This window comes from Pseudogemmobacter lacusdianii (genome assembly GCF_030848395.1).
GTDB lineage: Bacteria > Pseudomonadota > Alphaproteobacteria > Rhodobacterales > Rhodobacteraceae > Pseudogemmobacter > Pseudogemmobacter lacusdianii.
Genome location: NZ_JAVDBT010000007.1, coordinates 145934 through 159929, shown reverse-complemented (window position 1 = coordinate 159929; position 13996 = coordinate 145934). Strand labels below are relative to the sequence as shown.

Annotated in this window: 12 protein-coding genes; 4 read left to right on the top strand and 8 right to left on the bottom strand. The window is 60.9% G+C overall.

Going from position 1 to position 13996, the window contains the following annotated elements; translation table 11 throughout:
* Nucleotides 1–27: 27 nt before the first annotated feature.
* Both Q9295_RS09190 and Q9295_RS09185 read left to right on the top strand, forming a co-directional pair.
* Nucleotides 28–912, top strand: a complete 885-nt coding sequence (locus Q9295_RS09190; RefSeq protein ID WP_306680247.1) for an SPFH domain-containing protein — start codon at nt 28–30, stop codon at nt 910–912.
* Nucleotides 913–1191 carry an NfeD family protein gene (locus Q9295_RS09185; protein WP_306680246.1) on the top strand — a complete coding sequence of 93 codons (279 nt, stop codon included), beginning with the start codon at nt 913–915 and terminating at the stop codon, nt 1189–1191.
* Between the two features lie 67 nt (nt 1192–1258).
* On the opposite strand, the gene phoU is transcribed toward Q9295_RS09185, so the two are convergent.
* The 7 genes from phoU to Q9295_RS09150 form a co-directional block, all read right to left on the bottom strand.
* A complete protein-coding gene (gene phoU, locus Q9295_RS09180) occupies nt 1259–1975 on the bottom strand; it encodes a phosphate signaling complex protein PhoU (protein ID WP_306680245.1) in 717 nt (238 codons plus the stop codon).
* Between the two features lie 10 nt (nt 1976–1985).
* A complete protein-coding gene (gene pstB, locus Q9295_RS09175; protein WP_373457446.1) occupies nt 1986–2783 on the bottom strand; it encodes a phosphate ABC transporter ATP-binding protein PstB in 798 nt (265 codons plus the stop codon).
* Nucleotides 2784–2801: 18 nt separating this feature from the next.
* A complete protein-coding gene (gene pstA / locus Q9295_RS09170) occupies nt 2802–4145 on the bottom strand; it encodes a phosphate ABC transporter permease PstA (protein ID WP_306680242.1) in 1344 nt (447 codons plus the stop codon).
* A complete protein-coding gene (pstC, locus tag Q9295_RS09165) occupies nt 4142–5599 on the bottom strand; it encodes a phosphate ABC transporter permease subunit PstC (RefSeq protein ID WP_306680241.1) in 1458 nt (485 codons plus the stop codon). Before pstC ends, pstA begins: the two co-directional genes overlap by 4 nt.
* Before the next feature lie 78 nt (nt 5600–5677).
* Nucleotides 5678–6733, bottom strand: coding sequence for a substrate-binding domain-containing protein (locus Q9295_RS09160; RefSeq protein ID WP_306680240.1), 1056 nt, complete (start codon nt 6731–6733; stop codon nt 5678–5680).
* 166 nt (nt 6734–6899) lie between these two features.
* Nucleotides 6900–8012, bottom strand: coding sequence for a histone deacetylase-like amidohydrolase (locus Q9295_RS09155; RefSeq protein ID WP_306680239.1), 1113 nt, complete (start codon nt 8010–8012; stop codon nt 6900–6902).
* A 116-nt stretch (nt 8013–8128) separates the two neighbouring features.
* A complete protein-coding gene (locus Q9295_RS09150) occupies nt 8129–8557 on the bottom strand; it encodes an organic hydroperoxide resistance protein (protein ID WP_306680238.1) in 429 nt (142 codons plus the stop codon).
* Nucleotides 8558–8806: 249 nt separating this feature from the next.
* Here Q9295_RS09150 and Q9295_RS09145 point away from each other — a divergent pair, with 249 nt between their 5' ends.
* Together Q9295_RS09145 and Q9295_RS09140 are read left to right on the top strand one after the other, a co-directional pair.
* Entirely contained in the window at nt 8807–10306 is a 1500-nt protein-coding gene (locus tag Q9295_RS09145; RefSeq protein WP_306680237.1) for a caspase family protein, read from the top strand.
* Between the two features lie 4 nt (nt 10307–10310).
* Nucleotides 10311–11105: a hypothetical protein gene (locus tag Q9295_RS09140; RefSeq protein ID WP_306680236.1), complete on the top strand. Its 795-nt coding sequence runs from the start codon at nt 10311–10313 to the stop codon at nt 11103–11105.
* 46 nt (nt 11106–11151) lie between these two features.
* Here the strand turns inward: Q9295_RS09140 and clpB are convergent, their stop codons facing one another.
* Nucleotides 11152–13767, bottom strand: a complete 2616-nt coding sequence (clpB, locus tag Q9295_RS09135; protein ID WP_306680235.1) for an ATP-dependent chaperone ClpB — start codon at nt 13765–13767, stop codon at nt 11152–11154.
* Nucleotides 13768–13996: the final 229 nt, after the last annotated feature.

Sequence of the window (13996 nt, the reverse complement as noted above, 5' to 3'; positions counted from 1 at the left end):
TTGTTCGATTATATTCAGGGGCAAGTCATGGAATTGGTGGAAGGTTTAAGCGGCGGCAGCTGGGTGGGGATTAGCTTCGCGCTCTTCGTCGTCCTGTGCGTTTTCCTTGGCGTACGGATCGTGCCGCAAAGCGAAAAGCATGTGGTCGAGCGCTTTGGCCGATTGCGGGCGGTGCTGGGGCCGGGGATCAACTTCGTGGTGCCTTTCCTTGACCGGATCGCGCATCGCGTCTCGGTGCTGGAACGGCAATTGCCGACCGCCAGCCAAGACGCCATCACCGCCGATAACGTCTTGGTAAAGGTGGAAACTTCGGTGTTCTACCGGGTGACGGAGCCGGAAAAGACCGTCTACCGGATCCGCGATGTGGATGGCGCAATTGCCACCACGGTCGCCGGGATCGTGCGCAGCGAGATTGGTAAGTTGGAACTGGATCAGGTGCAGTCGAACCGGGCGCAGCTGATTGAGCGGGTGCGCGAGCAGGTCACTGCGATGGTCGATGACTGGGGCGTCGAGGTGACGCGGGCCGAGATCTTGGACGTTAACCTTGATGAAGCGACCCGCGCGGCGATGTTGCAGCAGCTGAACGCCGAACGGGCGCGGCGCGCGCAGGTGATGGAGGCCGAGGGCAAGAAACGCTCGGTCGAGCTTGCCGCCGATGCCGAGCTTTATGCCGCCGAGCAACAGGCCAAAGCCAAGCGCGTCACAGCCGATGCCGAGGCCTATGCAACGGGCGTGATTGCTGAGACCATCAAAGAAAGCGGGCTTGAGGCGGCGCAATATCAAGTGGCGCTGAAGCAGGTCGAAGCGATGCAGGCAATTGCGGCGGGCCATGGCAAACAAACCATCTTGCTGCCTGCCAACCTTTTGGAATCCTTCGGGGATGCGTTCAAAATGCTGAAAGGTAGGCCGTAGATGGCGGGGCAGATCTGGGCGATTTGGTGGGCATGGATCGTGGCCGGACTGGTGCTGGCAATCATTGAGATCTTTGCGCCGGGGTTCTTTTTCCTTGGCTTTGCGATCGGGGCCGGGGTCACCGGCATCGTTGTGATGACCGGGCTGGCCAGCTCACTTCCGGTGCTTTTGGTGATCTTCGCTCTGTCCTCGGCCGTGGCTTGGTTCGTGGTTCGCCGCTTGGTCGGCGTGCGCGAGGGGCAGGTGAAGATCTGGGACCGCGACATCAACAACAACTGAACGGGTTGTTTACAAAGATTAAGGGCGGCCCAGATCGGGCCGCCCTTTTGCATCACTTATAGCCGTCTTACGCCTTCGGCGCTGTGCTTCCCAAGGCCTCGGCCTTGGGGCGGGCGTCGCTGGGCAGCTCACCCGTGGCGAGATAGATCGCCTGTTCGGCAATCCCGGTCGCATGGTCGCCAGCGCGCTCGATGTTCTTGGCGATGAAATGCAGATGCATCGCCGGGGTGATGTTGGACTGGTTCTCCAGCATATGCGTCAGCAAAGAGCGGAAGAGCGTATTGTACATCGTGTCGATGTCGAGATCGCGGGCGCGCACATCGGCGGCCAGCACGGCATCTTTGCGGGTCAGGGCGCGCATCGCCTCTTCCAGCATCACCGCCACCATCTTGGCCATGCGGCGGATGGTGCTGGTGGCGCCTTCGACCTGGCGGCTTTGCGCCAAAGGCAGGGTGCGCTTGGCGACGTTCTTGGCCAGATCGCCCACCCGCTCAAGGCTGGAGGAGGTGCGCATCACCGCCAAGATCAGCCGCAGATCGCTGGCCGTGGGGCTGCGCCGTGCGATCAGCCCGGCGGCATCCAGATTGATCTGCTCATCCAGCGCGTCGATGTCCTTATCGGCGCGGATCATCCGCTCGGCCGCGTCGGTGTCTTGCGCCTCAAGCGCGACGGCGCTGTCGACCAAAGCGCGCTCGACCAGACCGCTCATCAGCGTCAGCTTGGCCAAAAGCGCATCGATCTCACGGTCGAAGGCCGAGGAGATATGCGGGGTGTCGGGGGTCATCGCCATGCTCTTAGCCGATCCGTCCGGTGATATAGCTTTCGGTGCGCGGATCTTGCGGGTTGGTAAAGATCTGCTGAGTGTCGCCGTATTCCACCAGATTTCCAAGGTGGAAGAAGGCGGTTTTTTGGCTGACACGGGCAGCTTGCTGCATCGAATGGGTCACGATGACGACGGAATACTGCTCGCGCAGCTCATCAATCAGCGCCTCGACTTGGGCGGTGGCGATCGGGTCCAAGGCCGAGCAGGGCTCGTCCATCAGCAGAACCTCGGGGCCGGTCGCCACGGCGCGGGCGATGCAAAGGCGCTGCTGTTGGCCACCCGAAAGCCCGGTGCCGGGGGCGGAGAGGCGGTCTTTCACCTCGTTCCACAAAGCAGCACGGCGCAGCGAGGTTTCCACGATCTCATCCAGCTCGGCCTTGTTGCGGGCCAGACCGTGGATGCGCGGGCCATAAGCCACGTTGTCATAGATCGACTTGGGGAAGGGGTTCGGTTTTTGGAACACCATGCCGATGCGGGCGCGCAATTGCACCGGATCGACGCGCTTGTCGTAGATGTCCTGCCCGTCGAGCAGGATCTTCCCCTCGACCCGGGCCGAGGCCACGGTGTCGTTCATCCGGTTGAGGCAGCGCAGGAAGGTGCTTTTGCCGCAGCCCGAAGGGCCGATGAAGGCGGTGGTGGTCCGGTCAAGGATATTGACCGAGACATCCTTCAACGCGTGGTTGGTGTCATAATAGACCTGCACGCCCGAGGCCGTGATGCGGGGCTTAAGGGCGGTGGTGTCGGAAACTGGGGTTTGCATGAGGTTCATGTCCATTAGCCTGTCAGATCACCAGCGGCGCTCGAAGCGGCGGCGAAGGAGGATTGCGGTCGCGTTCATCGCAACAAGGAAAACCAGCAGCACGATGATCGCACCGGAGGCCCGTTCTACAAACGCAGGATCGGCCCTTTGGGTCCATTGGTAAACCTGAACCGGCAAAGCCGAGGCGGGTTCCATCAGACCGGCAGGCGGGGCCGAGGGGTAGTCTTTTACGAAAGCCACCATGCCAATCAGCAGCAAAGGCGCGCTCTCGCCCAAGGCGCGGGCAAGGCCAAGGATGGTGCCGGTCAGGATGCCGGGCATCGCCAAGGGCAGCACATGGTGGAAGATGGTCTGCATCCGGCTGGCGCCCACACCCAAAGCCGCATCGCGGATCGAGGGCGGCACGGCTTTCAGCGCGGCGCGGGTGGCGATGATGATGGTCGGCAGCGTCATCAGCGTCAGCACAAGGCCACCAACCATCGGTGCCGATTGCGGCAGGCCAAGGAAGTTGATGAACAGGGCCAAAGCCAGAATGCCGTAAACGATCGCCGGAACCGCGGCGAGGTTGGCGATATTCACCTCGATGATATCGGTCCAACGGTTCTGGGGTGCCAGTTCCTCAAGATAGATCGAGGCGGCAACACCGATCGGCAGCGACAGCACCAGCACGATCAGCATCATGTAAAGCGAGCCGAGCATGGCGACGCCAACACCTGCTGCTTCAGGACGCAGCTCCGAAGCATCGGCGCTGGTGAAGAAGCCCCAGTTGAAGGGCATCGACAACAGGCCTTTGTCCTTCATCGCCTGCGCCACTTCCAACTGCTCGACCGAGATATTGCTGTCGAGCTTGGCGCTTTCCATCGTCACACGGCCTTTCTCAAAGCCGTCGATGCGGCTGGTGGCCAGCGCGTGGAAGGTGATGGTTTGGCCCACCAGCGAGGGGTCGGCCAACACCAGATCGCGCAAGCGGCGCGGGGCCTCGTCCGACTTCATGCCCGAAAGCTGCTTGGGCGTCAGGGCCGAGACGTCGATGTCATGGGCGGCCAAAGTATCGGCCAAGGCTTGATCCAAAATCTTGCCATAGCCGATGGTTGTGACCTTCTTCATCACCTCGGGGTCACGGCTGCCGGTTTTGTCCAACACCGCTTCGTCCAGCGTGACTTGCAACTCAATGCTGGTTTGGCGGAACGAGGAAACCCCGTTGCCCAGCACCGAGACCAGCAAGAAGATCAGTGCGAAGATGCCCATCGCGACTGCCGCCATGCCGTAAAGCCGAAACCGGGTTTCAGCGGCATTGCGGCGGCGGGTGCGCAGATCGGACTCAAACAGCGATTTTACCGGCGGCTCTGCTTGTTGCGATATCTCGGTCATTCGTATTGCTCGCGATATTTGCGCACGATGAAGAGCGCCAGAATGTTCAAGCCAAGGGTGAAGACGAAGAGCGTCAGGCCAAGGGCGAAGGCAACCAAGGTCTCAGGGCTGGCAAATTCGGTGTCGCCGGTCAGCTGGCTGACGATTTTGACGGTGACGGTGGTCATCGCCTCAAACGGGTTCATCGAAAGTTTTGCCGCGGCCCCTGCGCCCATCACCACGATCATCGTCTCACCAATAGCGCGGCTGGCGGCCAAGAGCACCGCGCCCACGATGCCGGGAAGGGCGGCGGGCAGGACGACTTGGCGCACGGTTTCCGAAGGGGTTGCCCCGATGGCGTAAGACCCATCGCGCAAGCTCTGCGGCACCGAGTTGATGATGTCATCGGAGAGCGAAGAGACATAAGGGATCAGCATGATCCCCATCACCAGACCCGCGGTCGCCACCGAAGACGAGCTCGCGCCCAGACCCAAAGGCATGGCGAGCCAATCGCGCAGCAAGGGGCCAACCGTCACCAGCGCGAAGAGGCCGTAAACGATCGAGGGGATACCGGCGAGGATCTCAAGCAAGGGCTTGGCGACGCTGCGGACGGTGGGAGAAGCATATTCCGACAGATAGATTGCCGAAAGGATGCCCAGAGGCACCGCGATGACCAAGGCCACGAAGGAGACATAAAGCGTGCCCCAGACCAGCGGCCAAACCCCCAGCGACGAGCCGCCGCCGAATTTCGGGTTCCAGGTCAGCGAGAAGAAAAAGTCTTTCGCCGGGTAGAGTTGGAAGAAGTGCCAGGATTCGAAGACCAGCGAGAAGACAATGCCAAGCGTGGTCAGAATGGCGACGGTCGAGGCCCCGATCAGCAAGACGCGGATGAAGGATTCAACGATGTTGCGGGCGCGGAGCTCGGGCGTGACCCGGAAGGCCGAGATCAAAAGCCCGGCGACTGCCAGCGCCAAAGCGGCGACGATCATGCCAAAATGGCCAAGGCTGGCCGAGGCGCGATAGGCCTTGGCGGCCTCAAGCACATTGGGGGTGGTGGTCTCGGCCACAGAGACGCCCAGACGACCCAGCGCCGAGCGCAGGCCAGCCGGATCGGCTTGCAAAGCGGCAAGCTCGGTCTCGGACATGCCATCGGCGACCAGTTGCTCGGTTCCAACGGCGATCCGCTGCACATCGCTCATCACCAAGGAGAGCGTGGTGCCTGCGGGAATATCGGCAGGGGTAATCATGCCAGCGACCGAGCGCTCGATCAGCAGCGGCTGGGCGATCAGCCAAACAAGCAGCGTCAGGAAGGCCGGCAAAGCGGTGAAAAGGAAGACCGAGGCCCCGTAATAGGACGGCAGGGAGTGCAGTTTGCGTGCATCCCCCTCAACGGCAGCAAGGGCCCGTTGACGGCCCAAAAGGTAACCTAGGGCGGAAAGGCCCAGAATGATCAGCGTCAGAAGAGCTATGCTCATGGTCCACGTCCGTTAAGGAGGGGCTTGGATGTGAAAGATGGCGGCAGGGAGCGTGCCGCCATCTTCCAACGGCTTGGTTTATTCCAGCGGGCCCATCGGGGTTTCCGCAGCGACAGCAGCTTGGGTCGCCGCCAGCTCCGGGTCAGACACCAGACCGTAGGCCGCCATCGGGCCATCGGGACCAGCCATGTCGTCGCTCACGAAGAACTCGACATATTCTTTCAGGCCCGGAATGACGCCGAAGTGCGCCTTCTTAACGTAGAAGAACAGCGGGCGCGAGACCGGATAGTCACCGCTTGCGATTGCCTCAACCGTCGGCACGACGCCCGACATGGTTGCGACTTTCAGCTTGTCCGAGTTGTTTTGGTAGAAGGACAGGCCAAAGACGCCGATGGCGTTTTTGTTGGCGCCGATGCGGGCCAGGGTCTCGGTGTAGTCGCCGTCGATGTCGACCGAAACGCCGTCGGTGCGCAGAGCCATGCACTTGTCTTCGGCTTCGTCAGCCTTGGCCGAATCGTCTGCTGCGGTCGAGGCAGCGACGAAAGCTTCGTATGCGCCGCTGTCTTCACAGCCTTGCACGATGACTTTCTCGTCGAAGACTTCGCGGGTGCCGTGTTTGGTGCCGGGGATGAAAGCAAGGATGTCTTGCGCCGGCAGAGCCGCGTCAACGTCAGCCCAGGTTTTGTTCGGGTTGGCAACGATCGCGCCGTCTTTCACCACGTCTTTTGCAAGGGCGTTGAACCATTGCGCCGGGGTATAGGCGAAGTCCGGGCCAGCGATGTCCGAGGCAAAGACGATGCCGTCATAGCCAAAGCGGACTTCCATGATCTCGGCCACGCCATTGGCGGCGCACAGATCGATGTCGCTTTGCTTGATGCGGCTCGAGGAGTTGGCGATGTCGATGGTGTTTTCGCCGACGCCTTGGCACATGTTCTTACGGCCGGCACCCGAGCCGCCGCCTTCGACCACCGGGGTGGCGAAGTCAAAGTTCTCACCAAAAGCCTCGGCCACGATGGTGGCATAGGGCAGCACGGTGGACGAGCCGCTGATTTGGATATTGTCGCGGGCCTGAGCCACGCCAGCGGTCATCGCGGCCATGGCGAGCGCCGAAGCGGTGAGCATCACGGATTTCATCAGTATCTCCTGAATGTCCTGTGGCCGCATGGAACGACCGCGCCCCGGATAGGACGTTTATGTGACGGTCATGTCAGAGTTTTGTGAAGCCTATGTGACAATGCGTCAAAAACTGCGGGCCGGGGTAAATTCTTTGGCCCGCAGGTTTTGGTCCGATGGAAGGCGATCAGCTCACCAAGCCCGCGGCCTTCGCCTGCGCTTGAAGCCTTTGGCGCTGATAGGCAATGAAATCTGCGGGCGGTTGCTGGGCCTGCAAAATCTCTAGGAAGGGATCTTGGACCTTAGTGCGGTGGCGAGAGAATTCTTCGATGATCGCAAGGCCGCAGAAGGGGACATAGCCTTCGGCATAGCCGCCTTCATGCGCGGCCAAGACCCGGCCGTCACACAATTCATCGGCCAAGGCTTTGATCTGGCAAGCCATGGCGCGGAAAGTGTCGGAATGCGCCTGCATCCGTGCCAAGGGGTCAAAGGAATTGGCATCCAGCCCCGAGGCGACAATGATCATATCAGGCTTGAAGGCGCGCAATGCTGGTGCGACCAACAGCTCAAACGCGTCCATATAGGTCTGATGGCCACCGCCCGGCAAAAGCGGGATGTTAAGGTTATAGCCCTCACCTTGGCCTTGCCCCCGCGTCTCGGCGCGGCCTTGATCGGGCGGGAAGCAGTTTTCTTGATGCAGGCTGATGGTCAGCGTGTCGTCGCGGTCGATGAAACAGGCCTCAGTGCCATTGCCGTGGTGCACATCCCAATCCACCACCGCCACGCGCAATGGGCCAACCTCGGCCCGCAAGGCTTCGATCGCCAAGGGGATATTGGCCAAAAGGCAAAAGCCCATCGACGCATCGGGCAGGCAATGGTGCCCCGGCGGGCGCGAGATCACATAGGCATTGTCGAGGTGCCGGTGATAGACGTCCGACACCGCTTGCTTCACCAGTCCTGCCGACAAGGCGGCAATCTCAAAAGACCCCGGACCAAAGGGCGAGTAATAGCCCGCATTGCCACCTTGGGCATCCGAGAGCGCCTTGAACTTATCCAGATAGCTGGCGGGGTGGATCCGCTCCATCTCGGCCCGGGTCAGGGCTTGCGCCTTGCGCCATGAGAGTTGATCGCCAAGGCCCGAGACCTCGACCAAGTTCTTCAGCCGCCGTTTGGTCTCGGGGCTTTCGGCATGACCCGCGCCCGAAGGCGGCTGTAGAAAGCCGCCGACTGGCGCGATGATCACATGCTCGCCCGTGGTGTGCCAAAGGCAATGTTCGTCGAAGTAAAAGCCGGTCGTCATCACGAATCCTCCCTTATGGTTTTTGCCAAAGGTTGGTCGGTCTGGGCCCGAAAATCTACCGTTCATTTTCCCTAAGCGCGTGCTTTTCTAAGTAAAAAGCGTCGCGTGCCTTAGGGTTACAGAAGCTGGGTCTCAACCTCGATATTGCCACGGGTGGCGTTGGAATAGGGGCAGATGAAATGGCCGCGCTCGACGATCTTTTCGGCCACAGCGCGATCCAGCCCCGGCAGGCTGACCACCAGCTTTACCTTGATGCCAAAACCACCGTCCGAGCGCGGGCCGATGCCGACATGGGCATTCACCGTTGCCGTGTCTGGCACGGTGCCAAGCTTTTCTGACCCCGCAGCAAAGCGCATCGCGCCAAGGTAGCAAGCGGCATAGCCCACCGCGAACAGCTCTTCCGGGTTGTGCCCCAGCCCCGAGCCGCCCAGCTCTTTTGGGCTGGTCATGGTGACGGTGAGTTGGCCATTGACCAGCCCGGCAATGCCATTGCGCCCGCCGCCGCTGGCCTTCGCCTCGGTCCAATATTTGGCGTCTACAGTCATCTTTGGCTCCTCTTTCTGGCGATGTGATCGGGATATTTGCGCGATAAAGGGCCAAGCTTTGGCGCTTTGCGGCATCATGGGCGCTTAGGGGCTAAGGCCAACAGAAGTCTGACCACCGGCGCGCTGAGCGGCGAAAATTGGCTGAGCCAGCTGCAACCGCCCGCAAATGCGCGCTGTAATTCCTTTGCCGATTCGCATGGGCCAGAGTAGGATTCGCGCCATTAGGCCATTTTTGGCTGGGTTTTGTTCATGATGCGCATTTTTCTGCTGTTGCCGTTTCTGGTTATTTGTTTTGTGACACCCGCTGCCGGGGAAACCCGCGCCAGTGACCGGGTGGCTCTGGTGATCGGCATGTCGACTTATTCGTCCGTGCCGCCGCTGAAAAACACCCTCAGTGATGTGAAAGCGCTGGCCGCTGACCTGAAAACGATGGGGTTTGCCGTCGATATTTCGATGGATGCGACCAAGGAGGAGACCTTGGCGCAACTGCAAGATTTCGCCTTTAAGGCCGAAACTGCGGATCTGGCTTTGATTTATTACGCCGGACATGGCGTTTCGGTTCAAGGCACGACCTTTCTGATCCCGATCGATGCTCAGGTGCAGAGCGCCAAGGATATTGTGACCGCTTCGGTGACGATGGACCAAATGCTCTCTGCTGTGGACGGCGCGCGGAAGATGTCGATCCTTATTCTTGACAGCTGCCGCGACAACCCTTTCCCCGATGTGATCGACCTGCGCGACCCCGAGGTGGCGAAGGGCCTCACCACGGGCAAAGGGGGGCTGGCAGCACCCTCGCCCGAGCGGGGGACTTTGGTGGCCTTTGCCGCCCGAGATGGCGCCGTGGCGCTGGACGGCGATGGCGAGAATAGCCCCTTCAATATTGCTTTGCGCAAGAACATCGTGATCGAGGGGCTAGAGATTGGCCTGATGTTTCGGCAGGTCCGCGACGATGTTTTGGCCGCGACCGGCAATGCGCAAGAGCCTGCCACCTATGGCTCTTTGCCCGGACAGCCCTTCTTTCTGACTGGCGGTGACGCTGTGGAAAGTGAGGCCGGGGTGGAAGATCTGGCAATGGCTTGGGCCCGCATCGTCGATGAGGATCTGGCCAATCTGCAACGGCTGGCAGATGCGGGGGATTCACGCTCGGTGGTGGGGCTGGCATTGGCCAAGCTTGACCGGCAGCATGCCAATTACGATCCCAGCGGGGCGGTTGCTTTGCTCGAACAAGCCGCCGCCCAAGGCGACCCTGAGGCGCAGTATCGCTTGGCCAAAGTGCTGGAGGGCGGCTTTGGCGTCACGGCCGATCCGGCCCGGGCTTTGGGTCTTTATCAAGCCTCGGCTGACGCCGGGATCGCGGCGGCGGTGAATGATATGGGCGTGCTGACCTATTTTGGCGAGCTCGGCCTGACGGCGGATAAAAGCAAAGCGCTGGGCCTGTTCCGGCAAGCTGCGGATCTTGGCCATACCGAAGCGATGGTGAATGTGGCCAGCTTTGCCGCCAATGGCTTGATCGAGGATATGGGCCCTGATGAGGCGGCCAATCTGATCTATGGCGCGTTGCGCGGCGGCAGTGCGCGGGCGCTTGAAGAGGTTCTGGCCCGCCCTGAGGCCTTTCCCAAGCAAACTTGGGCCGCCTTACAAGGGGTTTTGGCCGAAAAAGGCCTCTATGAAGGTGAAATAGACGGTTCGTTTGGTCCGGGGACGCGTCGTGCGGTCCTTGCGGCCTACGGTATTTTTGAAGCGGAGTGACAAAATGAAAAGCCTTTGCCTTAAATTAGTCGCAGTGCTTTTTGGATTGAGCTTCCTGCCCAGCGGCGCTCTGGCGGGCCCTTTGCCGATCTTGCATCCGCAGTTTGAAGTCACGCCCTTGCGCGACGGCGCTTCGGGTTTGGTCTGGCAAAGCAATTGCCGCAACGGCGGTCGCGACGATAATTATCGCCCACCGTCTGACAGCGGCGATGACGAAGACACGGGTGGCGAAGGCGGCGGTGGAGACGATGAGGGCTTTGCCCTATTGGACCAAGGTGCCCGCGTTATTTTGGCCGGTTTCAGCGGGGATTGCGAAGACTTCGGTCCCAACACCTTGGGCCTGCGCGACGATACGACCGCAAAGATCGTGCAGGTCTTGGCCGAAGCCAATGTTACCTGCGGCCGTGGCGTTGCGGGGGTTTACCGCATCGATTGTCTCAGCACCTATTACAAACGCATCGCGAGACAACTGCCAAACACCGGGGATTATGCGCCGATCAAAGCCGCCTTGAACAAGGCCGCCAATGATCTTGACCGGATCGTACAGCAGAATCTTGACACCAGCGCCCCGCGCGTCTCGCCCAGCCAAGGCGGCAAGCCGGATGCCAAGCGGGTCAAGCCGCTGCGGGCGGTGCGCAGCGATCGGCTAGAAGTTGCGACGCAACAGGCCGAAGCTGTCGTGAAAGAGGCCGAGCTTTTGATTTTGCGCTCTGGCGGCGATCCTGAGCGTCGCACGCCGCATTACACCGCCGTCGCGGCAGCGGTTGAGGATAATCTTCTGATCCTGCGCTCGGCGTAAGCGCCACAGTGAAGAAAGAAGGGGCCCGAGGGCCCCTTTTTATAGCTTAGTGAACGACATGCTGTTCGGGCGGGCTGCGCCGGCTGGCGATCAGCTTGTCGCCGACGATCAGACCTTCGGGACCGGCGCTGACCGTGACCGTCGAACCATCAAGCACTTCACCGGCCAACAACATCTCGGCCAGCGGGTCTTGCAGGTGGCGCTGGATCACCCGCTTCAGCGGGCGGGCGCCAAAGACCGGGTCATAGCCCTCATCCGCCAGCCATGCCTTGGCCTCGGCATCGATCTCAAGCGAGATCTTGCGGCCCGCCAGACGCTCTTCCAAGCGGCGCAACTGGATCTCGACGATGCCCGACATATCCGCCCGGTTCAGCCGATCGAAGATGATCTGCTCGTCCAGACGGTTCAGGAATTCGGGGCGGAAATGGCTCCGCACCGCTTCCATCACCTCGGCCCGCGCACGGGTTGGATCAGCGCCCTCGGGCAGCTCGCTCAAAGAGCGCGCGCCAAGGTTCGAGGTCAAGATGATGAGGGTTTGTTTGAAATCGACCTTGCGGCCCTGACCATCGGTCAGAATGCCGTCATCCAGCACCTGCAAGAGCACGTTGAACACATCCGGATGCGCCTTTTCGACCTCATCGAAGAGCACGACTTGATAGGGCCTGCGCCGCACAGCCTCGGTCAGAACCCCGCCCTCATCATAGCCGACATAGCCCGGAGGCGCGCCGATCAACCGGCTGACCGCATGTTTCTCCATGAATTCAGACATATCGATGCGGACCATCGCGGTGTCATCGTCAAAGAGATACTCGGCCAAGGCCTTGGTCAGCTCGGTCTTACCCACGCCGGTTGGGCCAAGGAACAGGAACGAGCCCAAGGGCTTATTCTCATCCGAGAGGCCCGCACGCGAGCGGCGCACGGCTTTCGACACCGCCTCGACGGCGGCGTGTTGGCCAATCACCCGGCGGCCGAGTTCCTCTTCCATGCGCAGAAGCTTGTCGCGTTCACCCTCCAGCATCTTGGTGGTGGGGATGCCGGTCCAACGCTCGACCACTTCAGCGATCTGCTCGGGCCGCACGGACTCGGCCACCATCGCATCGCCTTCGCGGCCCTCCGCCTCGCCCAGCTTTTTCTCAAGCTCCGGGATGCGGCCATATTGCAGCTCACCGGCGCGGGCAAAATTGCCCTCACGCTTGGCTTGCTCCAATTCAGCCCGCGACTGGTCAAGCTGCTCTTTCAAGCCGCGCGCTGCTTCCAAGCTTTCCCGCTCTGCCTGCCATTTGGCGGTCAGCTCCGAGGATTTTTGTTGCAGATCAGCCAGTTCGCGTTCCAGCTTCTCCAGCCGGTCTTTCGAAGCCGCGTCATCCTCTTTCTTCAAAGCCTCAGATTCGATCTGGAACTGCAGGATCTGGCGATCCAAAGCGTCCAGTTCTTCGGGCTTCGAATCCACCTCCATCCGCAGGCGGCTGGCGGCCTCATCGACCAGATCGATGGCCTTATCGGGCAAGAAACGGTCGGTGATATAGCGGTGCGACAGCGTTGCCGCCGCGACCAAAGCCGAGTCGGCGATTTTCACGCCGTGGTGCATCTCATATTTCTCTTTGATCCCCCGCAGGATCGAGATCGTATCCTCGACCGTCGGCTCCGAGACGAAAACCGGCTGGAAACGACGGGCCAAAGCCGCGTCCTTTTCCACATGTTTGCGGTATTCGTCCAAGGTGGTGGCACCCACGCAATGGAGTTCCCCCCGCGCCAGCGCGGGTTTGATTAGATTGGCGGCATCCATCGCGCCATCGGCCTTACCGGCCCCCACAAGCGTGTGCATCTCATCGATGAAGAGAATGATCTCACCGGCAGCGGCTTCAATCTCTTTGAGGATCGCTTTCAGACGCTCTTCAAACTCACCGCGATACTTCGCACCGGCAATCAAAGCGCCCATGTCCAAGGCCATGAGCTTCTTGTTGCGCAGAGATTCCGGCACATCGCCGTTGACGATGCGCAGGGCGAGGCCTTCGGCGATGGCGGTCTTACCGACCCCCGGCTCACCAATCAGCACCGGATTGTTCTTGGTGCGGCGCGACAACACCTGCATGGCGCGGCGAATCTCTTCATCGCGGCCAATGATCGGGTCAATCTTGCCATCGCGGGCGGCTTGGGTCAGGTCGCGGGCATATTTGCTCAGCGCCTCCATCGTATCCTCGGCCGAGGCGGAATCGGCCGTGCGCCCTTTGCGCACATCATTGATGGCCGAGTTCAGCCCCTGCGCCGTCACGGCACCAGCGGTCAAAGCATCCTTGGCGCGGGTGTTCACCAAAGCCATCGCGGTCAAAAGCCGCTCAACCGGGACAAAGCTGTCGCCCGCCTTCTTGGCGACCTGCTCAGCCTCATCCAAAACGCGCACAAGGCTGGGGTCGACATAGGTCTGCCCGTCGCCGCCCGACACTTTCGGCAGCTTGGCGATGCTGGCGTTGATCGCCTCATTCACCCGCTCGGGCGCACCGCCGGCTTTGCGGATCAGATTGGCAGCAAGCCCTTGATCGTCATCCATCAAGGCTTTGAGAAGATGGTCCGGCAGCACCCGCTGGTGGCCTTCCCGCATCGCAATGGTCTGCGCGGATTGAATGAAGCCGCGCGACCTTTCCGTGAACTTTTCCATGTTCATCCGGTCGTCTCCTTTTCTCAAGCACCGTCCTGCAGCCGCCCTTGGAAAGGCACGGCCCGCATCGGCCTTGGTCCAGATGTGGGACGGCGGCGGTCGGGGTTCAAGCGGTAAGGGCCTGCAAGCGTCGGATTTTTCTAAGCCGCAGCTTTGGCCTTTTGTTGCCGATTGAGCGCCCCCCAATCGGCGGTTTTACCGGACATCCTGTCGCGGGGGGTTGCAACCTGCGGTG